The sequence below is a fragment of the Kingella kingae ATCC 23330 genome (assembly GCF_900111845.1).
GTDB classification, from domain to species: domain Bacteria; phylum Pseudomonadota; class Gammaproteobacteria; order Burkholderiales; family Neisseriaceae; genus Kingella; species Kingella kingae.
Genome location: NZ_FOJK01000009.1, coordinates 88,441 through 111,875, shown reverse-complemented (window position 1 = coordinate 111,875; position 23,435 = coordinate 88,441). Strand labels below are relative to the sequence as shown.

The following is a 23,435-nucleotide window of genomic DNA, read 5'->3' as shown; positions in this document are numbered from 1 at the left end:
TACGATTGCCAGAGTAGCCATTTTTCTTTATATTTTGTCCTTGGCAGCGAGGACAAGTTAGAGTTATTTCTGTTTTCACACACTCAAATATACTCTGTTTTCGCTGCTTTTTTATTGCTTATTTTTTACAGCACACTTTTCAGAACACCACCTAAAATTCATCTAGCAGTAGATGCACATGGCAATCCTTTGGAATTTATCATTACTGACGGTTCGGTACATGATGTTAAAGTTGCACCTGAATGGATTGCTAAATTGGATTTAAGTGAAACATCAATAGTTTGTGCAGACAAGGGTTATGATTCAGAACCTTTGCGTGAACAAATTGAAGCTGAAGATACTCATGCAAATATACCAGTAAAATCAAATAATAAGAAAAAAGGTAATCATCATATGGACTGGCATTTATATAAATGTCGCCATGTTGTGAAAAACCAATTTAACAAAATTAAAAACTACCGAGCTATTGCTACACGGTTTGATAAACTAAAGCGAAATTATGAAAATAATGTCGCTCTAGCCCTTGCGTATCAATGGCTCAAGCTATGAATGTTCAACAAGACCTATATAGTTCCATCTATATTTTTAATTACTTCAGCTTGCCAACCTTTCTCAGCAAGTGTTGCAATACACTCTACTAATGTTTCTTCATAAGGAGAATAATCTTTAGCCAAACTAGGTCGCACATAAATTTCTATTCCCTCATCTGTATTGATGAAAGCAAAGTTTTTTTTAGTATATTTCGGATAAGTTAATATACCTTGAAATCTTTTTGCCACATTTTCAATTTCATTTTGATTATCTGATAGCAGTACCTGATTTGGGAATCTTGAATCTTTTTCAGATGAACTAAATACCAAATCTACAAAATCCCCAACTTTCAAAGAAGTGAGTATTTCATATCTATCGTGGTATAGTGGTATACCATCATCGACTGAAATACGCGCAAAACTAAATTCTCTTTCTTGATTTTGATTTGTGTTATGAATATATCCTTTCTTAACAATCATTTGTTCTTTTAATGATGAATTTTCACGATAAATAGATTTTTCATCATTTTTATCTAATTGATTATTGTAAATAAAATCAAAAAACTCTTTTACATCAAACAAAATGAAATAGGCTAAATTTACACCTGCAACTTTAATTGTTGCAATTTTTCTACCCGTGTTGGGACAAGTATCTTGGCATAATCGCTCATCAAACGAAATACATACTTTAGGTTTGAAAAATACTTGATTATCTGACTTTTCAATATCGTATAAAAAATTTATGTATAAATCAGATACAATACTATTTTGTGTATTTTCAAAATCCTTAACTGATAAATGCTTATCATATTGAATAATATCGTAAATAGTACTTTCTACTATCTCATTAATGATTGGTTTTGCAATTTGTTCAATAAACTCCTGATATTTATTACCTTGCAATCCAAATACAAAATCACTTTTAAATATTTCAGTCATTTAAGATAAATCTCCTGAATTTTAGGAAAATTTAATTTTACAATCTGGATTCCACAATTTAAATCTGTAACAGAAAGAATAATTTCCTCATGTTTAATATCATAAAAAGGAAGACCAAATTGACTAACTATTTCATCATTTATGCTTTTAGATAAACAAAATTCATATAAATTAGATTTTATAATACTTAAATTAATTCTGGGATCTTTTCGAAATTCTGGATTATCAAAAACTGTATAGGAATAATACTTCCAATCTACAATATATTTTACATTCTTTAGCCCTTGCTTGGATTTATTTCCTTTATTTAGTATATTTTGGTATATTTCCTCATAAATAGTTTCATCAATATTTTTCAAAATAAAATGATATTTATTTTTAGGATCATATTGATACCCCTTTAATTTATTGTGATTATTTCTTTTTCTTTTGTGTAAATTTTTAAACTCAAATACAAAATTTTCAAAAATCTGTTTAGATATATCGAAAATATCTGAATTTAAATTTTTTTCTTTATTTGAGTTAAGCTTAAATTCCACATTGATACGATTTGTATACAGAGACAAAATTTTAGGTACAGGACTTTTCTCTATACTCAAGATTTTTTCACTTAAGGCAACGATAAGAGGATTCCCACTTAAACCATGATTCTCTCTAGACTCAATAATAATATCTGGTCTTATCCAGCGCCTAAATCCATTTAATTCAATATGAAAAACATTCTGGATTTGGTTATAATCTATCCAAACTCGTTTTTCTCTTGATAAATTATCCCTATATTTATTTAATTGTAAATTCGTATCACAATACAATATTTCATAGTCTTTATTCTGTGCCATCCAAGAATTACACATTTCCTCCCAAATATAACTAAAATTATCGATACCCCAAAATTCTTGATTGCTTTCAGCATCAAATTTCAGGTTACCATATAAAAAGTGTTCTATTGCTTCATAAATATCCCAATATTGTGCATTTTTATATGCAGTTATTTTATGAATATTATCCAAACAATCTTTTAATATACCAATAGTCATATCAAATGAATGTTCGGAAAACAAACTTTGTTCTGGGCTTAAATATTGATAAGAGAAATTAAATGCAATTTCTTTAATTTGTTCTGATAATTCCTTTTCTAATTCATTAGCCAACTCTTTATAAATATAACAAAATAACTCAATCAACTCCGATGGAACACCACGGACAATATTTCTATATCCCAATGTATGTTCTATAAAAATAGCATTATTTTTTAAATAAATTCCTTTATCCAAATAATTTTCAATTTTTGAATAATCAACATCTTCAATCAATCCAATTTCTTGAATTAGAGATTCAATTTCCAACTCTTGATAAGTCTCAAAAATTTTCTCAATCAAATCAATCTTGCTATATAAAATAGTCTCATTATTATCTTCATCAGTAAAAATGTATGCTCCTTGATGATTATCAATTTGTACATTGTCTTTTGATGTTGGCTTTTCATCAAATTGCTTACTATTATTTTGATTATTTTGACGAAATTTATTAAAAATACGATACATAGAGAAAAATAGCTTTTTAACATTGTCGTAATTTTTCTCAAAATTATCAAAACCTTTTGGCAGAGTGAAAGCCATTTTTCCTAAATATTTATCTTGACGAATACCCACAAATGAGCCTCGAAGACAATTAGGCTCATTTGAGTATACAATTTCTAATTCATTAAAGTTAAACATTAATTTTCCTGAATTGCTTTAATAAACTCTTTAACTTTTGCGGCAAAATCACCAAACGTAACTAATTCATTTCTATCAACTTTCAATAAATCAGTTAATGGTTTCTTATCGCGGTTAAATACACTATCCCAAATAAAAAACATCAATTTACTTTGAATCACTGCGTAACTGATTTGATTTTTTTCTGCCTTGATGAAGTAACGACCAATTTGCTTATCTTCAATGCCACGAATATAACTATGATTTGACTTAATAAAGTTATTTAGTTTAGCAATGAAATCAACCCATTCTTTTTCCGAATAAAAAGCGACTCCTAGTTCTGAAATGAGATTTGAATTGACATCGATAAATTGCCACTCCCAACGGCGTTTGAATGCCGTATCCATATAATAAATAGAGCTATCAGATGTATTCATTGTTGCAATAATGTGAAGGTTAGGTGGAATTTTTATATTCCTTTGATTTAAATCTAATCCAAGCAAAGAAATAATCTCTTTTTGTAAATCTGGAAATTTTTCCCCCTTAAATGCCCCAATTTCATTGGTTGTCTTACCACCTTTTGTAGTTGATGTTTTAATATCATTAAAAATTAACTCTTGAAATTTATCAAATACTATTCCATTAAGTGTAGTTTCATAGCTAGACCAACCACTATCATCTCTATCAAGTAACTGAAAAACTGAACCAAAGATTGCCGAAGAATTACCACGATTAATTTCATCAATTACTAAAACTACATTATCAGGTTTTCGTGATTGCTCACCGTTTTTATCAAGAACAAGAACTAAATTTCTATAGGCATAAGATAATGCTTTTAAAAAATGTCCTTCATAAAAACGATATTCTACATTCCCAGATTCAGTTGATATGGGTAATAATTTACCCATAAAATCTCCATACGTGTATTCAGGGTGAAATACCACATTAACAACATTAGATTCTCTTTTCTTTTTTTCTTTCTCTTTATCATCATCTTTAATTAAAGATGAAAGAATATTATGCTGAATTAAATGACTTTTTCCTGTACCAGGACTGCCAAAAATAATTTTCTGAATAACATTACTCATAAATATGCTCCAAGGTTCTAAAATAAGGCTCTATTGTAAACTATCCCACTCTTTTTGTAAGCGTTTGATAGACACAGGCATCGGCGTTTTCAACTCCTGCGCAAACAGCGAAACACGCAATTCCTGAATGCTCCAAAAGAACCCAGCTAATTCATCAGAAACTGCTTGATTCTGCATTTTGGCTGCCTGAATACGCTCTGTCCATGCCATTTCCAGCTCTTGAATATCATCTTCACGCATTTTGTCGCGAGCGGGATTAGCGGAATATTTTTCCATTCGCTTTTGCATGGCTTGCAGGTAAATGGGCAGGCGTTGCCATTGTTGCCAAGGCGTTCGGCTGACAAATTTCGGATAAATCAACTTTTCAAGCTGTTGTTTTAACGTGTAATTAAGTGGATGCTTGCCCATCGTATTCACCAAAACCGCATACTGATTCGCCACCTCCAACAAGTGTTTATTCAAGGCTTCTTTGACCGCTGGCAGGCGATTTCTGGCTCGTTTAACTTGCTCTTTGAAGTCTTTTTCGTTGCGTGGCAATTCGTCTTCGCCGATAAACGCTCGGTCGCAAATCACTTGCGTGATGTCTTCGCGCAATGTGTCCACGCCGATTTGTTTGAGTTGCATCACGATTTGTGTGAAATTCAACAAGCCTTTATTTAAGTCTTTAACTTGTTCTTTTAGCTGCAATTTCATCAACTCAATCACGCCCTGATGATGTGCCGCTTGCGCCATTTCATTCGTATCAAACAAACGCAGTGCAATTTTGCCATCTTTTTCTTTTTGCAAGCCCAAATAGCCGACCAATTGCTGTTTACCACGCGCAAATTTCACGCTTTCAGGCAGCTTGCCGATGTCCCACGTTTTAATGTTATCGCGTTCAAATTCCTGCGTGTTGTCGCGGAATGTCATGCTTGCCACTTGTCCAAGTTGTTGTTGTAATTGAACTAAATCGCGTCCCATCGCCAATTCTTGACCGCCGTCATCAACAATCCGTAAATTAAAATAGCAATGTTCAGGCAGCCTGAAAGCTGTCCATTCGTCCAAATCAATTTGTTCCAACAGCCGCATATCGCCAGCATATTTGGCAATCGCTTGGGCAAGTTGGGGCAAAATCGGGGCGTTTTGGTCGGGATTTTGGTTTAAAAAATGCGTGATAAATTCAGGCACAGGCACACAAATTCGGCGGATTTGTTTTGGCAAGGCTTTGATTAACAACTGCAATTTTTCGCGTATCATGCCTTGAACCAGCCATTCCAAACTTGCCGAATTGATACGATTCAACACCGTCAAAGGCAGTGAAACGGTTACGCCGTCAAGTGGGTGGTGCGGCTCAAAACGATACGACAGCTTGAATTTGCCGTCCGCCGTTTTCCAAAATTTCGGAAATTGCTCTTCCGTAACGTGGGCGGCGGCGTGTTGCATCAAGTCGTCTCGCGTGAGGAACAGGCGTTTTTGCGTGGCTTCGTCCGCGTGTTTCAGCCACGTTTCAAAGGTGCGAATATCGGCAAGCGGCTTTTTCAGGCTGCCTGAAACCACATTCTCAGGCAGCCTTTGATTGTAAAATTCATACAAAATTTCATCGTCAATCAAAATATCTTGTTTTCTAGATTTATTTTCTAAATCAACAACTTCTTTAATCAATTTTTTATTGTGAACGAAAAAAGCAGCCTGCAAATCGCATTCCTGCGCCACCAACGCGCCACGAATAAACAATTCACGCGCTTCATCGGGTGCAACTTTGGCATACGCAACAGGACGGCGTGGCAAAACCGTTAAACCATAAAGGGTTACGCGCTCGCTCGCCACCACTTCGCCGCGTTTCTGCTCCCAATGCGGCTCAAAATAATGGTAACGCACCAAATGTGGTGTTTCCTGCTCAATCCATTCGGGCTGAATGCTTGCCACATCTCGGGCATATAATTTGGACGTTTCAGTCAATTCCGCCGCCATTACCCATTTTGGCTTGGCTTTGAACACGCTGGACGCAGGGAACAAATGAAAATGGCTGCCACGCGCCCCGATGTAATCGTTCGCGTCAGGCGATTTCTGCCCCACATTCGCCACCAAACCCGTCAGCAAGGCACGATGAATTTGCTCGAAACTCGCTTCTTTTTTCGCCTTGATATTGGCATGATGATTTTTCTTATCTAGTTGTTTTTGTTTGAGTTTTGCTGATAAATCTAAATCGCTAGAAATATCGGATTGTTCAAACACGGATAAATTTTCAGGCTGCCTGAAAGCGTTTTCCTTGCTCGTCAAACCCATTTCCACCGCAATTTCAGTCAGTTGCGCGTGTAATTCTCGCCATTCACGCATACGCAAATGCGACAAGAAATATTGATGACACCATTGAACTAATTGTTTATTAGACAATTTTTTATCACGTTCACGCTGAAAACTGTCCCAAATATTCAAATACGTCAAAAAATCCGACTGCTTATCGGCAAAACGCTCATGGGCTTTGTTCGCCAATTCGCGGACTTCAAGCGGTCGCTCGCGTGGGTCTTGAATGGACAAGGCGGACACAATAATCAACATTTCCGCCATGCAATCGTGCTTTTTCGCCGCGATTAAAATTCGGGCGATTTTCGGGTCAATCGGCAGACGTGCCATTTGTTTGCCGAGTGGGGTGAGTTTGTAATGGTTTTTTTGTGGAGACATCATATTTATTTAGATTAAATTAAAAATATTTTTTAAAAATATTGAAGATTGAGAAACTGGATTTTTCAGACTGCCTGAAAATAGGTTTAGGCTGCATACAGAGCAAATCCGTTTGTTCTGTAATGTGTTTATAAATTGCTTCGGTTAATTGAGTTGTAATTCGCTGATATTCCAAATGAAATACCTTGTATTCTGTTGAAATATCACTTTCCCATTATTGGCTATATCTATCAAACTCATACCAATAATCTTCCATAATCTCTCGATATGCAGAAATATAATTGGCATTATCAATCGGCAAAAATGTCCAAATCTCATCATTACTTTCCCAGTAATATTCAGGGCGTTCAAATGAAAATAATTGAGTCATAAATTGTATGGCATACAATCTATCATCAACCATATATAAAGGCACATACTGGCTTGCTAATTCAATTAGTTTGGTAATAACGACTTGGCACGATTCACGATAATTCAACCATAGAAGTGATTGATAGACATCGTTTGGAAATGAGCTTTCGGCTTGCGTGTCATATAACCATTGCTCAAAAGAATCAATATTTTGCCGTTTGGTTAAAACGGGTAACAGTTGCCAGAACCAATGTGGCAATTTTTGTGTCTCCATATTTACAATTCCTATTTTCAGGCAGCTTGAAAAAGTGCAGGCTGCTTTTTAACTTTCCGCAATCGCGCCCAATTCCAACAACACCTGATAACCGTCATTGATATAGCGTTGGTCGGGCATATCCAACAACGGAAACGTTTCCATATCGCCAAACCCCAAGGACATCAACCGCAAAATCACGCCCGATAAATTTGTACGAATAATTTCAGGGTCAGTAAATTCAGGGCGTTGATTAAAATCTTCTTCGGAAAACAAGCGGATACACACGCCAGCCGAAATGCGTCCGCAACGCCCTGAACGCTGTTTCGCGGCTGCCTGCGAGGTTTTTTCAACGTGCAACTGTTCCACTTTCGCCCGCGCCGAATAGCGTTTCACACGCGCCAACCCCGTATCCACAACAAATTTAATGCGCGGCACGGTCAGCGACGTTTCCGCCACGTTGGTCGCCAAAATAATGCGGCGTTTGTCGCCAGTCGGATGGAAAATTTTGTGCTGTTCCTGCGCCGATAATCGCGCAAAAAGCGGCAAAATGTCGTCATTTTTGCGTAAGGGCGATTTTCGCAAGGCTTCCGCTGCTTCCCGAATTTCACGCTCGCCCGACAAAAATACCAACACATCGCCTTGTCCCAAACACGCCAATTCATCTACCGCGTCCACAATCGCGTCCGCCAATTCAATTTCCGCTTCGTCTTCGTCTTGTTCGTGCAAGGGGCGATATACAATTTCTACGGGGAAAGTTCGTCCGCTCACTTCAATTACAGGCGCGTTGTTGAAATGCTGCGAAAAGCGTTCCGCGTCAATCGTGGCAGACGTAATAATCACTTTTAAATCAGGACGTTTCAGCAATAATTGTTTTAAAAAGCCCAGCAGAAAATCAATATTCAGGCTGCGTTCGTGCGCTTCGTCAATGATAATGGTGTCGTAATTCGCTAAAAAACGGTCGGTTTGCGTTTCTGACAATAAAATGCCGTCCGTCATTAATTTCAAAAAAGATAATGGCGAAGTTTTGTCATTAAAACGGATTTTGTAGCCGACTGCTTGCCCAATTTCGCTGTGCAATTCTTCGGCAATCCGTTCCGCCACCGAGCGAGCGGCAAGACGGCGTGGCTGCGTGTGTCCAATCAATCCCGACACGCCGCGCCCCAATTCCAAACAAATTTGCGGAATTTGCGTGGTTTTGCCCGAGCCTGTTTCGCCACAAATAATGGTTACTTGGTTGTTTTGAATGGCAGTTTTGATGTCTTCGCGTTTTTCGTAAACAGGCAAATCTTGGTTGAGCGTAATCGCTGGCACACGCGCTTGGCGTTGTAAAAATAGGTCGTGGGATTTTTGGTATTTTTGTTGGACTTTTTCTAATCCGCCGAATTTTTCAGGCTGCCTGAAAGCGGTTTTTAGGAAATGGCGGTCTTTTGAAAGGGTTTTTGATAAATCGGGAATATTCATTTTTTGTTACAAATTCAATTATTTTCAAGATGCTAGATTATAGCAAAAGCAGCCTGCACTTTTTATCCACATCTTGATTTATAGTGGATTAAATTTAGATTAGGACAAGGCGACAACGACCGCCGTGTACATCTAGTACATAAGGGAATTGGCAACGCTGTACTAATCTAAATTTAATTCACTATAGGTATAAACTATTCTTTCCATAAACAAAAGTGCAGGCTGCTTTGAAATCTCAAAAGCAGCCTGCACTTAATTTGGTTTATTCATTTAACCTTGCGAGCGCAAAAACACCCATTCGTTTTCGGACGAAGCCGCTTCGTTGTACGCATAGCCGTCCAAATCAAACTGTTTTAGCTGTTCCACGTCTTCAATTGCGTTTTCAGCGGCATAGCGCACCATTAAGCCACGCGCCCGTTTGGCGTAAAAGCTAATCACTTTGTACACGCCATTTTTCTCGTCTTTGAACACAGGTGTGATGATTCGCGCATTCAGTTTAGCTGGCTGAATCACTTTAAAATATTCCTGCGATGCCAAGTTCACCACAATGCCGTCTTCCGAGCATTGCAAGGTAAAGTTCAGACGTTCGGTCACGCGCTCGCCCCAGAATTCATACAGATTTTTGCCACGCGAATTGGCAAGCGGTGTTCCCATTTCCAAACGATACGGCTGCATTAAATCCAGCGGTCGCAACACGCCATACAAGCCAGACAAAATCCGCACATGATTGTGGATATAACTGATTTCTTCTTCACTACGTTGATACGCGCCAATGCCGTCATACACATCGCCATTGAACATAAACAAAGCCTGTTTGGCGTTGTCGGGCGTGAATGGCGGTTGCCAGTTTTGATTGCGTTCGGCATTGAGCAACGCGATTTTGTCGGAAACGTGCATTAACTCGGCGATTTGTTGGGGCGACAAGGGGCGCACATCGTTCATCAACTGTTCGGCTTGGTCTAGCAGCGGCGGTTGCGAATAGATTTTTGGGGTGAAATCGCGCTCTTCATTTAGGTTTTTAGCGGGCGATAATAAAAAATACATGGGGTTTCCTTTCTACAAAAAGTGCAGGCTGCTTTTATTCAGTTTGCTGATTTTTCACGAATTTCGGAAAAATAAAGTGCATTTTCAAGCCATTGGGCGATACGTTTTCGGCAATCAATTTGGCATTGTGTTGCTGCGCGATGTGTTTGGTAATCGCCAAACCCAAGCCTGTGCCGTCTTTGCCGTTGCTGCTGTCGGCGCGATAAAACGCGGTAAAAATATGCGGCAGTTGGTCGGGTTTGATGCCCATGCCGTTGTCCACAATTTCAATGTGAACGTGCTTGCGGTCTTCATAGGCGCGAACTTGAATCGTGCTGCCGTTTGGGCTGTATTTCATGGCGTTGCGAATCACGTTATCAAATGCGCGATACAAGTAACTCTCGTTGCCCAAAATGCGCGTTTTGGTGTTGAGTTTGCTGGCTTCAAATGACACTTGATGCTGATGCTGCTCGGCAACGGCTTGGCTGTCTTCCACAATTTGCGTGATAAATGGCAACAGCGCAATCGCTTCTTTTTCCATGGGAATATTGGCTGTTTCCAAGCGCGACAAGGTCAAAAATTCGCCAACCAAATTGTCCATGCGCGTTAATTCACCTTCCAATCGGGCGATGTATTCGGCTTGTTTTTCGGGTCGCGCTTGCAATAAGCCCACAATTGCTTGAATGCGTGCCAAGGGCGAGCGCATTTCGTGGGAAACGTGGTGCAGCAAGTGGCGTTCTTTTTCTACCAAAATTTGCAACTGCGCTGCCATTTTGTCGAATTGTACGCCCAAATTTGCCAATTCATCTTTGCGGTCGTCTAATTGTTGCGATACGCGCGCGTCTAATTCGCCTTTGGCAAGTCGGTTCATGCCGTGTTCCAAAATGCGAATGGGCTGCGTGATGTTGTTTGCCACAATGTAGGCAAGCAGTAAGCCAATCGTCAAAATGCTGGCGAACACGATAAATTCGTGCCAAATGGGCGCAATCGACAATCCTGGAATCATCAAAGTGGGCAGGCGTTCGATTTGTTCGTTGTCAAAGTTATGAATAAAAAAGAGATATTCTTCGCCAAATGGGTCGTAATACAAAATCGCCAAATTGGAATCGGGGTGTGTGCGTGCGTAGCTGTATGCTTTTTCCAATTCGCTATTGGATACGTTGCGCCCGAGCAATTCGCGTTTGTTGTCGCCTGTGATGATGAGTACATTGCGACTGGCTGGGTGGTTGCCCCAGCGTTGCAATAATTCGCGTGTGGCTTGCTCGCCTTGGGATTGAAACGTGCTAAATGCGTTGGCAAGCAGGCTAATTTCCATGTTGCGCCGCTGGTTAAATTGGCTTTGTGCAATGCGTTCTTGCACCAGCCAAAAAGAAAAACTGGCAACAAAAATCGCCAAAATAATCACCATGCAAAAGGTGGCAAAAATGCGTTGAAACAATTTCATGGTTGTCTATCTGCAATCAAAATAAGGCGGATTATAGTGCAAAAAAGTGCAGGCTGCTTTTGTGTGATAAAAAAGCAGCCTGCACTTATATGATGAAACAGCGATTAGTTCTTCACAAACAAATAACCCAAACCGCGCACCGTTTGAATCAACGACGCATCGCCCAATTTATGACGAATGCTCGAAATATGCACATCGATGCTGCGGTCAAATTTTGCCAATTTGCGGTCGAGTGCTTCTTGCGATAACGCATCTTTGCTCACCACTTGACCTGCGTGGCGCATCAACACTTCCAACAAATTGAATTCAGTGCTGGTCAATTCCAAAGCCGTATCGCCAATCGTGGCTTGACGTTTGGACGGATACAAAGTTACGCCACTTGCCACAATGCTGTTGCTGGTGCTACTGGCTTCGGTGTTTTGCTGCGAACGGCGCAAAATGGCGTTGATACGCGCCAACAGTTCGCGCGGTTGGCATGGTTTGGGTACATAGTCGTCTGCACCCATTTCCAAGCCAATGATGCGGTCGATGTCGTCGCCTTTTGCTGTGAGCATAATCACAGGGATTTTGCTTTGGGCGCGAACGGTTTTCAACACGTCCAAACCGTTCATTTTCGGCATCATCGAATCCAGCACCACGACATCGTAGCCCTGACCATTCAAAATTTCTTGTACACCGCTTTCGCCATCGGGCATACGGGTCACTTCCAAACCTTCGGCAGTAAGGTATTCGGTTAATAATTCGGTTAGCAAATCATCATCATCTACAAGCAACACACGGCTCATGGTGTTCTCCTTACGGTTATTGTGAAAAATCGCGCTTATATTAGCAGCAATGTCTTTACATTCATAGCAGGTTGTATCTGCTTTTTGCGAATTCTTTGCATTGCTAACATTGTTTTACGCGAAATGACTTATTTTACGCGCATCGGCAAGGGCAAGGCTTCGGCACACAAAGGCGCAGACGGCACAACTTGGCGATAGGCTTGGCAAGTGCGTGTGTAATCATCGCGCAATTCGAGGTAATGATTGGTGTTCATAATCGGTGCGGCATAGGCAGGCATTTTGGCTGGATAGTAGTGATACATCAGCCGCATCCAATCGCGTGCTTCTTCGATATGTCCTGCTTGATAGGCAACAAAAGCGTATTTATACGCATTGGCATAGGGGCGATATTGCAAGGCTTCGCGCAGGGCTTCTTCTGCCCATTCGGGTTGCGTGGCATCGTTGGGATTGATGAAACTGCTCAACTGAAATTGGGCATAATGGCGCAACATCGGCTCGGTTTTGGCGATGCGTAACAAGCCCACAATTTGTTGTGTGCGTTTGGTCGGCAAGGTTTCTGGATTGCCCGAAAATTGACGCAATTCTTGATATGCGCTTGCCAATCGCAGTATGCCAATCGCTATAAACACGGCAAACAAAGCGGCGACATAGGGCAACAAAAAGTGCAGGCTGCTTTGCCCTTTTGGTCGGTTTGATTTCGTTTGCGGTGCGGGCGAAAAACCAATAAACAACGTAAACGCGCTCAAAAAGTAGATGTACCACAGCGGATATTCCAACGCGCTATGCACCAAAGAAATCCCCATCAACGCAATCAACAAACCACCAACAGGCTGATTGATGCGTTGCAGGCTGCCTTTGACTGCCCATGCCAGTCCGCCCAAAATTAAAGTTGTGCCAACCAAGCCCATTTCGGCGAGTAAATTCAAAAACGAATTGTGACTGTGCGTGAACAATACGTTGTTTTCGTAGGGGCGAAATCCTGTGGGATAGACGTTTTCCAAAAAGCCATACAAGGAATAGCTGCCCCAGCCATAGCCAAACAAGGGCGCAGACAAGAAAATTTGCCACGCTTTGCGCCATTCGTAGCCGCGACCTGAACCTTCGATTTGCGAGCCAACCATGCGTTCGGCGGCGGTTTGCACTTGATTGGTGGAGCTTATCCAATTCAACATCGGTTCAACGGCATATTGGCTAACCAACACGACAAACGCAGCCAATGCCAAGCCAATCACGGGGCGCGTGCTTTCTCTGCCACCAATGATGCGATAAATCGGCAACCATGCGGTCAGCATCAAAATATAGGCAAACACGGTGCGCGAGCCTGTCAAAGAAATCGTGGCGGCAAAAAACAGCACCAATGCGCTGGCGATGCCTGCCGATAAGCGGCGTTGCGACCACAGCCACGCGCTGCACAACACGCCCCACATCAAATAGTGAGCAAAATGGTTGCGCTGGGCGAGCTGCCCTTCCACTATGCCTTTGCGATACATTAAATAGCCCGAAAAATGGCTGGCTAAACCTGTGTATTGCAGCCAACCAATAGCAGCCTGCACCACGCAACCTGCCACAATCACACTTGCCAGCAGGCTAACGGCTTGTTCTGTGCCCAAATGTTCTGTCCAGCCGCGACACGCCCAGCACATCAACGCCAGCACCATAAACGTCCACGACACCATGTCGCTCATGCCTGCATAAGTCAAATTGAGCCAACGCGCTTGAATCGCCCAAAAAATCGCCATGCCAACGAAATACCACGATGCGCGTGGAACAGCCACGCCACGCAAGCAGCCTGCACCCACCGTCATCAAAAAAAACGCCAACGCGCCCAATAGCGAGCCGATTTCCAAAAAGAAACTGGGCAACGGCCCAACGCGCCAAATCGACAAAAAGGGCAACACCGCCACCAAAAACAAACCCAGCCACAACCAGCTGCCCAACGATGAATCATGATTACGCATGATGCGATTCTTTCTTCTTCAACTTAAAATGCTGCAAATACAACAAACACGCCACAAAAAACACTACGCTTAATGCCACTTCGCCAGCCGCCAACGCACGGCTCAACGGCTGCACATCAAACACACGCATGATGCCTTCGGTAAAATACGCCAACACCAGCATAGAGCAATATTGATAAGTATAAACTCGCCCCAACAAAATGCCACGCAAAGGCAACGCCAACGGCAACAACTTAATGACCAGCAACCAACGCCCCGTGTGCAAAGGCGCATACCAGCCGTCCCACAGCAGCGTGAGCGCGATTAACGCCAACCAAGCAGCCTGCGCGGTGCGTAGTGCAATTTGTTTGTTATTTTTCATGTGTTTATATCTCTATTCATGCAAAAATACCCGCCAATGCGGGTATTTTCTCAAAAGCAGCCTGCACTTTATTTCGTGCTTTAATCCGCAAATTGTTTTTTCAAACGCTCACGGCGTTCTTGCGCTTCCACCGACAAAGTGGCGGTTGGACGTGCCAACAAACGGCGCAAACCAATCGGCTCACCTGTGTCGCGGCAGAAGCCATATTCGCCGTCTTCAATATCGCGCAATGATGCTTGAATTTTGCTCAACAATTTACGCTCACGGTCGCGTGTACGCAATTCCAGCGCGTATTCTTCTTCTTGCGAAGCACGGTCGGCTGGGTCGGGCGCGGCTTCATGGTCTTGCAAATGTACAGTCGTTTCATCGGCACGGGAAATCAAATCTTCCTGCATTTGTAACAACAAATCACGAAAAAACGCCAAATGTTGCTCGTTCATATAATCGTCTTCGCTACCGTTCCAATTAATAATGTCTTGCTCGGTAAGTTTTTTTGCCATGTTATTCCTTTTGCGATTTTCTATTGGCAAACAGATGAATCATTGCCCATTGATAAAAGCCGCGCATCATAACACGTTCAAATCAAAAAATACAATTAATCATTACTTTGCACTACGCACAAAATACCTTCTTCCAACGAAAAACGTATCATGCTGCCCAAACATTCGTTGCTAACCAGAGCCACAGGGCTGGGATAATCTTTGGCTTCTACGGGGTATTTAACGCCTTTAATGCTGAGTTTTTTGATGGGCGTTAAACCGATAAACGACACATATTTTTTGTCGGCTTCGTGCAACCAAACGTGTTCGCCTGCACCAAAAAAGCGTGTGATGCTGTTGGCTTCCACCATGCGAATTTTGTGTAAATAGGGAACAAATCGCGGTTGATGTGCCAGCCAAATATTGGTTAGCAAGTGGTCTAGCCGCCCTGCCCCCAAGGCGCCCACAATAATGATTTGGCTGATGTTTTCTTCGCCAACTCGTTCGCACACGCTCAATAATGCGACTTCCAAATCGGTGTCGTCTTTATCGGTTGGCAAACGAATGACATGACGGCATTGTTCGGGCGGTTCACTGCTGTCAAAATCGCCAATCGCATAATCGGGCGTGTAGCCGTGCGCAACCAATGTGCTTGCGCCTCTGTCCACGCCAATCAATAAATCGGACGAAATTTGTTGTAAAACAGACAAATTGGGGTCTTTCGCTCCCGCACAAAAAACCAATGTTTTCATGTCATCTCCTTCTCAAAATGCAGGCTGCTTTGCCCTTTTGTCCAAATCTTTGATTTGGGTATAAAAGGGTACGCCTTTGGCGTTCGACTCAATAATCAATCCTGAACAGGTTTTTCGCTGGCAACGCGGTCAATCAAATTAGACAACTGTACGCCGCGTTCTAGCGATTCATCGTATTCAAAATGCAATTCTGGCGTGCGAAACACCGTGATTCGGCGCGACAATTCGCTACGCAAAAAGCCTTTGGCGTGTTCCAAAGCCTGTAAGCTGGCTTCGCGGTCGCCGCTCAACACGGTGTAATACACAGTAGCGTGGGAATAATCGCGCGTTACTTCTACATCGTTAATCGTGATAAAGCCTGCGCGTGGGTCTTTTAAGCCTGTGCGTACCAGCTCTGCCAATTCGCGCATCACTTGTTCTTTAACGCGGTCTATGCGGGCATAGCCGTTGCGTTGTGGTTTTTTCATAAATCTATCTTTCTTGCGTGATTTCAATCAACAAAATCAAACGAACGCCAAAGCAGCCTGCACTTTATTCACTTGCCGTTTTCGGTTTGCGTCCGCGTGTGGATTTAACTGGCGCAGCAGATGCCACGGTGGTTGTGGTTGTGCCGACTTTTTTCGCGCTGTTTGAACCGCCGCCACGCATTTCATCAAAAAAGTCGTGGTTGTTTTTGGTTTTTTTGATTTTGTCCAACAAGAATTCAGCCGCTTCCACGTCGTCCATTGGGTGCAACACACGGCGCAACACCCACATTCTTTGCAACTGGTCGCTTGGCACGAGCAATTCTTCGCGGCGCGTACCCGATTTGTTGATGTTAATCGCTGGGAACACGCGTTTTTCAGCCAAACGGCGTTCCAAGTTCAATTCCATATTGCCTGTGCCTTTGAATTCTTCAAAAATCACATCGTCCATACGGCTGCCTGTGTCCACCAAAGCGGTGGCGATAATCGTGAGCGAACCGCCTTCTTCGGTGTTTCGCGCTGCGCCAAAAAAGCGTTTGGGGCGATGCAGCGCATTGGCATCGACACCACCAGTCAAAACCTTGCCCGAAGTCGGCACAACCGTATTATACGCACGCGCCAAGCGTGTGATGCTATCCAACAAAATCACCACGTCTTTTTTGTGTTCCACCATGCGTTTGGCTTTTTCGATGACCATTTCTGCCACTTGCACATGGCGTTGCGCAGGTTCGTCAAAGGTGGAAGCCACCACTTCGCCACGCACGCTGCGTGTCATTTCGGTTACTTCTTCTGGGCGTTCGTCAATCAGCAATACAATCAATTCCACATCGGGATTGTTGGCGGTAATGGCGTGGGCGATGTTTTGCAGCATTACGGTTTTGCCCGATTTGGGTGGCGCAACCAACAAGGCGCGTTGCCCCAAACCAATCGGCGAAATCAAATCAATGATGCGCCCTGTGATGTTTTCTGCCGACAAATCGTTTTCGCGCTCCAATTTGAGCTGTTTGGTTGGGAACAGCGGCGTTAAGTTTTCAAACAAAATTTTGTGGCGACTGCTTTCGGGATTGTTGCTGTTTACGCTGTCCACGCGCACCAAAGCGAAGTATTTTTCGTCATTTTTGGGGACACGCACCGTGCCTTCAATCGTATCGCCTGTGTGCAAATTGAAGCGGCGAATTTGGTTGGGCGAAACGTAAATATCATCAGGGCAAGCCAAATACGATGTAGCAGCGGAACGCAAAAAACCATAGCCATCGGGCAAGGTTTCTAGCGTGCCAGAACAGATGAATTCTTGTCCGTCTTTCATCAACTCGCGCACAATAGTAAACACAAGGTCTTGCTTGCGTAGGCGGTTGGCGTTTTCAATACCCATTTGTTCGGCTTGTGCCAACAGTTCGGTAATGTGTTTGGTTTGTAATTCAGAAACGTGCATAAAGATAATTTTTCAGATAAAAAGCAGCCTACACTTTTTGTGTGATGCAAATACGCGGTGCATTGGGCTGGGTTGGAATAATCAAAATAAATATATAGTGAGATAAATCGGAAAGTTGTGCCTGATTTGGCAGAGAACGTAAAGTGGCGGATTATAAGAATAAGTCGCAAAATAAGTCAAGAAAGCGTAAATGTGCAGGCTGCTTTTTTTGCTTATTCGGTTTATGATGCCATTTTCAGACTTTATCAAACAGCACAATATGTCAGAACTAAACCACATTTTGCAACACAATCAATCGTTTGTAGACAGCGGCGCATACGAACACTTTTTAACCAACAAATACCCAGAGCGCAAATTGGCAATTTTGTCGTGCATGGACACGCGCATGGTGGAGCTTTTGCCTGCCGCGCTGGGTTTGCGTAACGGCGATGTCAAGCTCATCAAAAATGCAGGCGCGGTGGTGACGCACCCTTGGGGTTCGGTGATGCGTTCGCTGTTGGTGGCGGTGCTGGAATTGCGCGTAGAAGAAATCATGGTTATCGCGCATTACGACTGCGGTATGCGCGGACTGAACGCCCAAGCCTTTCTTGCCAAAGCCGAAGAGCAAGGCGTTCCCGAAGACCGCATCACCACGCTGCGCCACGCAGGCATTGATTTGGACAACTGGCTCACAGGTTTTGATAGCGTGGAAGACAGCGTGCGCCACACGGTTAGCCTGATTCGCAAACACCCGTTGATGCCTGCCAATATTGCTGTTCATGGGCTGGTGATTCACCCTGTTACAGGCAAATTGACGGTTGTGGTTCATGGTGATGAAAGTTGCGCGATTTAGCATAAAAAGCAGCCTGCACTTTTTACAAATTGAAAGTGCAGGCTGCTTTTATATTATTTGATTATTCCCACTCAATCGTTGCAGGCGGTTTACCGCTCACATCATAAACTACGCGGTTAATCCCTTTGATTTCATTGATAATACGGTTCGACACTTTACCGAGCAACGAATAAGGCAATTCCGCCCAATGCGCCGTCATAAAATCACTGGTAATCACCGCACGCAATGCCACCACATAATCATAAGTGCGTCCATCGCCCATCACGCCCACCGATTTCACAGGCAAAAACACCGCAAACGCTTGACTTGTCAAATCATACCAAGATTTGCCCGACTGCTCGTCAATCGTGTTGCGCAATTCTTCAATGAAAATATCATCGGCACGGCGCAACAAATCCGCGTATTCGCGTTTCACTTCGCCCAAAATCCGCACGCCCAAACCAGGGCCAGGGAATGGGTGGCGATACACCATTTCACGCGGTAAACCCAACGCCACGCCCAATTCGCGCACTTCATCTTTAAACAAATCGCGCAACGGTTCAAGCAATTTCAATTTCATGTTTTCAGGCAGCCCTCCCACATTGTGGTGCGATTTAATCGCGTGGGCTTTTTTCGTTTTCGCGCCAGCCGATTCAATTACATCGGGGTAAATCGTGCCTTGCGCCAACCATTTCGCGTTGGTTAATTTTTTCTCTTCCGCGTCAAAGACTTCAATAAATTCTGCGCCGATGATTTTGCGTTTTTGTTCAGGGTCGGTAACACCAGCCAATTTGCCCATAAATTGCTCAGTCGCGTCAATGTGAACCACTTTCACGCCCAAATTACGCGCAAACATATCCATCACATTTTTGCCTTCATTCAAACGCAGCAAACCATGGTCCACAAACACACAGGTTAATTGGTCGCCAATCGCACGATGAATCAACGCCGCCGCCACAGAAGAATCCACGCCGCCTGACAAGCCCAAAATTACTTCTTCATTGCCGACTTGTTCACGGATTTTCACAATCGCTTCTTCGATGTAATTCGGCATCGTCCAGCTCGGTTTCGCGCCGCAAATATCCAAAACAAAACGATTTAACAAAGCCTTACCTTGTTTCGTGTGGGTAACTTCGGGGTGGAATTGAATGCCGTAGAATTGTTTTTCCGCGTGTTCCATCATCGCAATCGGGCAAGACGGCGTGTCGCCAATCACAGCAAAACCCGTTGGCAATTTAGACACTTTGTCGCCATGGCTCATCCACACGTCCAACATATTTGGCGTGCCGTCATTAATGCCGCGCGTGAGTTCGCAATCAATCGTTTTCACTTGCGCGTAACCAAATTCGCGCTGATTGCCCGCCGACACTTCGCCTCCCAAATGGTGCGCCATAAATTGCATACCGTAGCAAATGCCCAGCACAGGCACGCCCAAATCAAACAAACCCACGTCCGCTTGATAATCCGATTCGTACACCGAATTAGGACCGCCAGATAAAATAATACCCTTTGGATTGAATGACTTAATTTCGTCCAAAGGCATATCAAAAGAATGAAGTTCGCAGTAAACGTGCGCTTCACGAACACGACGCGCAATCAGTTGGGTAACTTGCGAGCCGAAATCTAAAATCAGAATTTTGTCTTGGTTTGTCATAAGTATTGATATTGGTCAAAAGTCAAGTGAAAAAAACGGTTATTCCAGCATTTCCTAGAATACAGCGACTCAAAAGCGTGGTAATTTTAACACACTTTTCTTCCTAAAAAGTACTTGGTATTAATACTCAAAATTAAAGATAATACCTTTCATTATAAACATAGTTTTTTGATTATTCGATAGAATGTACACTCCAAATAAAATAAAAATTGATATTTTTCCTTTCCAATCATGATTTTCCTAATCAGAAAGACTAATTTTGCATCTGAAATGCAGCTTTACTATTTTTTTTGGGAGATTTATAATTCGAACCAGTTTCTAGGCAGCAAAACAAGTCAGTAACAAAAGGCTGGCAAGTGGGAACCTGGTAACCGTTTGGAAATACCTATTTCTTGGTTTTACGAGTCACCAGTTTTGACTCAAAAGTATTTTTTGTTATTTTTAGGAGCTTTTAGAATGAATTACGATAAAACCGTATCAGAAATGTTGAACGTTGATGGTGCTTTGGCTGCTGCTGTAGTAGACTACTCAAGTGGTATGTTGTTGGCAGGCGGTGGTTCTGCTGCAATCGATTTGGAAATCGCTGCTGCTGGTAACACCGAAGTGATGCGTGCAAAAATGAAAACTATGGGCATGTTGGGTTTGAAAGACAATATCGAAGACATCTTGATTACTTTGGGTAAACAATACCACTTGTTGCGCCCATTGGCTAAACACGATGGCTTGTTCTTGTACTCTGTGTTGGATCGTTCTAAATCTAACTTGGCTTTGGCTCGTCGTTCTTTGGTTGATGCTGAAAACAATTTGAACTAATCACTCAACTTTTAATCTTAACCGCGCTGAGTTTTTTAATCTGGCGCGGTTTTTGTTTCACTATAAAAAGCAGCCTGCACTTTTAATCAACAAAAAGTGCAGGCTGCTTTTTATAGTGAATTAAATTTAGATTAGTACAGCGTTGCCAACTCCCTTATGTACTAGCTGTACACGGCAGTCGTTGTCGTCTTGTCCTAATCTAAATTTAATCCACTATATATTTACACAATAATCGCATCAACTTGTGCCGCACAAGCCAATGCCCACAAGGTTTGCTTGTCCATGTGGCGATGTGCAAGCTGGCTAATGTTTGCCAACACAGGCAAATGGCTCAATTTTTTGGCGGCGACTAGCGCATCAACGTCCAATCTCAACGGCTCGCCATGCAAACTCAATGTGCCTGCATCACCCAAAATAACGTGTTGATTGCCGCGCAACACGATTTGTTCTGCCGCCACCAACCAATCGCGAACTCGATGATGGCTGTCTTTGCACACAATAGTTGGGATATTTAGGCTGCCGACTTCTTGCAACAAGCTGCGGTTGGCAAGCAATTCGCCGCCCAAATACAGAATATCGGCTTGGACGGATAAGGCGACTTCCAAGTGTGCGCTGTCTCGAATCCGCATGACGATGATTTTGTTATTTTGCCGACAGATTTGGCTGATGTCGTGTAGCGTTTGCGTGGTGTTTTCCAGCGAAAAGCAGCCTGCACGCGCATAAGGATTAGCTGGCGTGTAAAAAGGGTCAAACAAAGCGGCATCGCTGTCGGCATTTAGGTGCAGGCTGCTTGCGTCTGTTTGCGCGATTGCTTGAATTTTGCGTATGCCAGAATGTCCACCCAATGCCATGCCGCGCACGGTGATTTGTGTGTCTTGCGCCCATGCTTCGCGGCTGATGATGCGCCAATCTTGCACAATGCGAATGGCGCGTTCTACTTGTGGCAAGGCTTCGATTTGGGCGATGTCAAACACGCGCTCATCGCCCACTGCACCGATAATGGTGCATTCTTTGCCGCGCGAAATGTGTTCGCTCAGCCCTTGTTGACGAATGGTTTGCACGACTCTTTGCACGTCTTCGTCTTGCGCGGTGGCTTGCATCACAATAATCATGTTGATTTCTTTCTGCTTAAAAAAATGGACGGATACGAAATCCGCCCAAAAATGGAGTGCTTACTGTTGATTAAAATGGGATATAGGTAGTTGGATTGACTGCTTTGCCGTCTGAACGGACTTCGAATAACAATTTATTGCTGCCTAAGGTTGCCACTGGCTGACCGCGCACCACTTTTTGACCATTTTGTACCAAGGCTGATGCAATCTGTGCATAAGCGGTCAAATGCTGGTCGGAGTGCTGAACAATAAGCAGATTGCCATAATTACGCAATGCACCAATATGAATCACTTGACCATCGGCTGCGGCTACGGCATTTGCGCCTTTGCCATCAATCAACATACCGCGATTTGTGCCAAATTCTTGCGTAACGCTACCGTTTGGCAAAGGACTTTGCCACACAATGCCGTCTTTGGTTTGTGTACGAACACTGGCAACGACAGGCGTAGGCGTAGCGACAACTGCTGGGGTTGTAGCGGTTGTTGTCGCGGCTGCTGTGTTAGTGGTAGTGACTGCGGCAGGTGCAGGCTGCTTGGCTGGTACATAAGGCGCGGCAGCAGCGGTTGTAGCAGTGCTTGTTGCTCTACCCGATTGGCTTACGCGCAACACTTGTCCCAACTGAATATTGTTGCCGTTCAGGTTATTCCATTGGCGCAGTTGTTCTTGGCTGATGCCGTAGCGTTTGGAAATATTGTAAACCGTGTCGCCTGCAACCACTTTATGTTGCGAACCTGTGCCAGTTTTAGCTGCTGTTACAGGTGCAGCATTTGTACGGCTGCTGCTACCAACTGGCTTTACCCACAAAGTTTGTCCAATAGAAAGGGTTGTACCAGACAAGTTGTTCCATTGCATTAACTGCTCTTGGCTGATGCCATAGCGTTTGGAAATGTTGTAAACCGTGTCACCTGCTTGAACTCGGTGCGTGCTGGCATTTTTGTCCACAGGTGAATAGTTGGGGATAAATGTGCTGCCTGTTGATGCGGTTGGCGTGTACGCAGTGCCAGTCGCTGGGGTATAAGGTGCAGCAGTTGGGGTTGTGGTTGCTGCTGGGGTATACGGTGTAGCAGACGGAGTTGTGGTTGCTGCTGAGGCATAAGGTGCTGTATTGTAAGGATTATTAGCCGTATCGGTTGGCGAACCAGTAGTGCCATAAGGTGTATTGACTGTGCCGTATGGTGTGGTAACCGTGCCATTGTCGTAGCCATAGCCGCCTGTATTTGTGCCAGATACGACTGGTGCAGGTGCTTGTTGTGCAGAACTACACGCCGACAAAATTGCAGCGGCAACTAAACTCAATAATAAACAAGCTGTTTTTTTGTTCGTATTCATGATATTTCGCTTTCTTAAATCATCATTCAAAGTG

At 43.2% G+C, this 23,435-nt stretch carries 21 protein-coding genes; 3 read left to right on the top strand and 18 right to left on the bottom strand.

Annotated features, from left to right (window positions below):
* Nucleotides 1-549 (top strand): IS5 family transposase (locus tag BQ5809_RS03665; protein ID WP_234982866.1); only part of this gene is annotated, 549 nt, incomplete at its 5' end.
* A gap of 14 nt (nt 550-563) precedes the next feature.
* Here BQ5809_RS03665 and BQ5809_RS03660 read toward each other — a convergent pair.
* The 15 genes from BQ5809_RS03660 to rho all read right to left on the bottom strand — a co-directional run bounded on the left by BQ5809_RS03660 (nt 564) and on the right by rho (nt 17,681).
* Nucleotides 564-1,469 carry a hypothetical protein gene (locus BQ5809_RS03660; protein ID WP_003785291.1) on the bottom strand — a complete coding sequence of 302 codons (906 nt, stop codon included), beginning with the start codon at nt 1,467-1,469 and terminating at the stop codon, nt 564-566.
* On the bottom strand, nt 1,466-3,187 hold the full coding sequence (locus BQ5809_RS03655) for a hypothetical protein (RefSeq protein ID WP_003785290.1): 1,722 nt from the start codon (nt 3,185-3,187) through the stop codon (nt 1,466-1,468). Before BQ5809_RS03655 ends, BQ5809_RS03660 begins: the two co-directional genes overlap by 4 nt.
* Nucleotides 3,187-4,254, bottom strand: coding sequence for an AAA family ATPase (locus BQ5809_RS03650; RefSeq protein WP_003785289.1), 1,068 nt, complete (start codon nt 4,252-4,254; stop codon nt 3,187-3,189). The genes BQ5809_RS03655 and BQ5809_RS03650 overlap by 1 nt, the downstream gene beginning before the upstream one ends.
* A gap of 30 nt (nt 4,255-4,284) precedes the next feature.
* Nucleotides 4,285-6,918 (bottom strand): DUF3418 domain-containing protein, encoded by a 2,634-nt coding sequence (locus BQ5809_RS03645; protein ID WP_003785288.1) that lies wholly within the window; start codon nt 6,916-6,918, stop codon nt 4,285-4,287.
* Between the two features lie 211 nt (nt 6,919-7,129).
* Nucleotides 7,130-7,540, bottom strand: a complete 411-nt coding sequence (locus BQ5809_RS03640) for a hypothetical protein (RefSeq protein ID WP_003785286.1) — start codon at nt 7,538-7,540, stop codon at nt 7,130-7,132.
* 48 nt (nt 7,541-7,588) lie between these two features.
* Complete coding sequence (gene hrpA, locus BQ5809_RS03635; RefSeq protein WP_003785285.1) at nt 7,589-8,983, bottom strand: ATP-dependent RNA helicase HrpA; 1,395 nt, start codon at nt 8,981-8,983, stop codon at nt 7,589-7,591.
* A gap of 270 nt (nt 8,984-9,253) precedes the next feature.
* Nucleotides 9,254-10,027 (bottom strand): peroxide stress protein YaaA, encoded by a 774-nt coding sequence (gene yaaA, locus BQ5809_RS03630; RefSeq protein WP_003785284.1) that lies wholly within the window; start codon nt 10,025-10,027, stop codon nt 9,254-9,256.
* Nucleotides 10,028-10,061: 34 nt separating this feature from the next.
* Nucleotides 10,062-11,450 carry a sensor histidine kinase gene (locus BQ5809_RS03625; protein ID WP_003785282.1) on the bottom strand — a complete coding sequence of 463 codons (1,389 nt, stop codon included), beginning with the start codon at nt 11,448-11,450 and terminating at the stop codon, nt 10,062-10,064.
* A gap of 104 nt (nt 11,451-11,554) precedes the next feature.
* Complete coding sequence (locus BQ5809_RS03620; RefSeq protein WP_003785280.1) at nt 11,555-12,235, bottom strand: response regulator transcription factor; 681 nt, start codon at nt 12,233-12,235, stop codon at nt 11,555-11,557.
* 128 nt (nt 12,236-12,363) lie between these two features.
* Nucleotides 12,364-14,193 (bottom strand): PglL family O-oligosaccharyltransferase, encoded by a 1,830-nt coding sequence (locus tag BQ5809_RS03615; protein WP_032827581.1) that lies wholly within the window; start codon nt 14,191-14,193, stop codon nt 12,364-12,366.
* Nucleotides 14,186-14,554 carry a DUF2069 domain-containing protein gene (locus BQ5809_RS03610; RefSeq protein WP_003785273.1) on the bottom strand — a complete coding sequence of 123 codons (369 nt, stop codon included), beginning with the start codon at nt 14,552-14,554 and terminating at the stop codon, nt 14,186-14,188. Before BQ5809_RS03610 ends, BQ5809_RS03615 begins: the two co-directional genes overlap by 8 nt.
* 80 nt (nt 14,555-14,634) lie before the next feature.
* Nucleotides 14,635-15,054 carry an RNA polymerase-binding protein DksA gene (gene dksA / locus BQ5809_RS03605; RefSeq protein WP_003785271.1) on the bottom strand — a complete coding sequence of 140 codons (420 nt, stop codon included), beginning with the start codon at nt 15,052-15,054 and terminating at the stop codon, nt 14,635-14,637.
* A gap of 95 nt (nt 15,055-15,149) precedes the next feature.
* Nucleotides 15,150-15,785 (bottom strand): thiamine diphosphokinase, encoded by a 636-nt coding sequence (locus BQ5809_RS03600; RefSeq protein WP_003785269.1) that lies wholly within the window; start codon nt 15,783-15,785, stop codon nt 15,150-15,152.
* Between the two features lie 95 nt (nt 15,786-15,880).
* A complete protein-coding gene (gene rbfA / locus BQ5809_RS03595) occupies nt 15,881-16,252 on the bottom strand; it encodes a 30S ribosome-binding factor RbfA (RefSeq protein WP_003785267.1) in 372 nt (123 codons plus the stop codon).
* A 64-nt stretch (nt 16,253-16,316) separates the two neighbouring features.
* Nucleotides 16,317-17,681 carry a transcription termination factor Rho gene (gene rho, locus BQ5809_RS03590; protein WP_003785266.1) on the bottom strand — a complete coding sequence of 455 codons (1,365 nt, stop codon included), beginning with the start codon at nt 17,679-17,681 and terminating at the stop codon, nt 16,317-16,319.
* Between the two features lie 259 nt (nt 17,682-17,940).
* Between rho and BQ5809_RS03585 the strand changes: the two genes are divergently transcribed.
* Nucleotides 17,941-18,513, top strand: coding sequence for a beta-class carbonic anhydrase (locus tag BQ5809_RS03585; RefSeq protein ID WP_003791326.1), 573 nt, complete (start codon nt 17,941-17,943; stop codon nt 18,511-18,513).
* A gap of 61 nt (nt 18,514-18,574) precedes the next feature.
* Here the strand turns inward: BQ5809_RS03585 and guaA are convergent, their stop codons facing one another.
* Nucleotides 18,575-20,146 (bottom strand): glutamine-hydrolyzing GMP synthase, encoded by a 1,572-nt coding sequence (gene guaA, locus BQ5809_RS03580; RefSeq protein ID WP_003785262.1) that lies wholly within the window; start codon nt 20,144-20,146, stop codon nt 18,575-18,577.
* Between the two features lie 456 nt (nt 20,147-20,602).
* On the opposite strand from guaA, the gene BQ5809_RS03575 reads away from it, so the two are divergent.
* A complete protein-coding gene (locus BQ5809_RS03575; RefSeq protein ID WP_003785259.1) occupies nt 20,603-20,959 on the top strand; it encodes a hypothetical protein in 357 nt (118 codons plus the stop codon).
* A 221-nt stretch (nt 20,960-21,180) separates the two neighbouring features.
* Here BQ5809_RS03575 and BQ5809_RS03570 read toward each other — a convergent pair whose 3' ends face one another.
* The gene (locus tag BQ5809_RS03570; RefSeq protein WP_003785255.1) at nt 21,181-22,071 is read right to left on the bottom strand and encodes a hypothetical protein; all 891 of its coding nucleotides are present in this window, start codon (nt 22,069-22,071) and stop codon (nt 21,181-21,183) included.
* A gap of 70 nt (nt 22,072-22,141) precedes the next feature.
* Entirely contained in the window at nt 22,142-23,401 is a 1,260-nt protein-coding gene (locus BQ5809_RS03565) for a M23 family metallopeptidase (protein ID WP_038334355.1), read from the bottom strand.
* Nucleotides 23,402-23,435: the final 34 nt, after the last annotated feature.

What these genes read in the sequence shown, in the direction of transcription:
- BQ5809_RS03660 (WP_003785291.1), bottom strand. Translation starts at nt 1,469, where the DNA reads ATGACTGAAATATTTAAAAGTGATTTTGTATTTGGATTGCAAGGTAAT.
- BQ5809_RS03655 (WP_003785290.1), bottom strand. Translation starts at nt 3,187, where the DNA reads ATGTTTAACTTTAATGAATTAGAAATTGTATACTCAAATGAGCCTAAT.
- BQ5809_RS03650 (WP_003785289.1), bottom strand. Translation starts at nt 4,254, where the DNA reads ATGAGTAATGTTATTCAGAAAATTATTTTTGGCAGTCCTGGTACAGGA.
- BQ5809_RS03645 (WP_003785288.1), bottom strand. Translation starts at nt 6,918, where the DNA reads ATGATGTCTCCACAAAAAAACCATTACAAACTCACCCCACTCGGCAAA.
- BQ5809_RS03640 (WP_003785286.1), bottom strand. Translation starts at nt 7,540, where the DNA reads ATGGAGACACAAAAATTGCCACATTGGTTCTGGCAACTGTTACCCGTT.
- hrpA (WP_003785285.1), bottom strand. Translation starts at nt 8,983, where the DNA reads ATGAATATTCCCGATTTATCAAAAACCCTTTCAAAAGACCGCCATTTC.
- yaaA (WP_003785284.1), bottom strand. Translation starts at nt 10,027, where the DNA reads ATGTATTTTTTATTATCGCCCGCTAAAAACCTAAATGAAGAGCGCGAT.
- BQ5809_RS03625 (WP_003785282.1), bottom strand. Translation starts at nt 11,450, where the DNA reads ATGAAATTGTTTCAACGCATTTTTGCCACCTTTTGCATGGTGATTATT.
- BQ5809_RS03620 (WP_003785280.1), bottom strand. Translation starts at nt 12,235, where the DNA reads ATGAGCCGTGTGTTGCTTGTAGATGATGATGATTTGCTAACCGAATTA.
- BQ5809_RS03615 (WP_032827581.1), bottom strand. Translation starts at nt 14,193, where the DNA reads ATGCGTAATCATGATTCATCGTTGGGCAGCTGGTTGTGGCTGGGTTTG.
- BQ5809_RS03610 (WP_003785273.1), bottom strand. Translation starts at nt 14,554, where the DNA reads ATGAAAAATAACAAACAAATTGCACTACGCACCGCGCAGGCTGCTTGG.
- dksA (WP_003785271.1), bottom strand. Translation starts at nt 15,054, where the DNA reads ATGGCAAAAAAACTTACCGAGCAAGACATTATTAATTGGAACGGTAGC.
- BQ5809_RS03600 (WP_003785269.1), bottom strand. Translation starts at nt 15,785, where the DNA reads ATGAAAACATTGGTTTTTTGTGCGGGAGCGAAAGACCCCAATTTGTCT.
- rbfA (WP_003785267.1), bottom strand. Translation starts at nt 16,252, where the DNA reads ATGAAAAAACCACAACGCAACGGCTATGCCCGCATAGACCGCGTTAAA.
- rho (WP_003785266.1), bottom strand. Translation starts at nt 17,681, where the DNA reads ATGCACGTTTCTGAATTACAAACCAAACACATTACCGAACTGTTGGCA.
- BQ5809_RS03585 (WP_003791326.1), top strand. Translation starts at nt 17,941, where the DNA reads ATGTCAGAACTAAACCACATTTTGCAACACAATCAATCGTTTGTAGAC.
- guaA (WP_003785262.1), bottom strand. Translation starts at nt 20,146, where the DNA reads ATGACAAACCAAGACAAAATTCTGATTTTAGATTTCGGCTCGCAAGTT.
- BQ5809_RS03575 (WP_003785259.1), top strand. Translation starts at nt 20,603, where the DNA reads ATGAATTACGATAAAACCGTATCAGAAATGTTGAACGTTGATGGTGCT.
- BQ5809_RS03570 (WP_003785255.1), bottom strand. Translation starts at nt 22,071, where the DNA reads ATGATTATTGTGATGCAAGCCACCGCGCAAGACGAAGACGTGCAAAGA.
- BQ5809_RS03565 (WP_038334355.1), bottom strand. Translation starts at nt 23,401, where the DNA reads ATGAATACGAACAAAAAAACAGCTTGTTTATTATTGAGTTTAGTTGCC.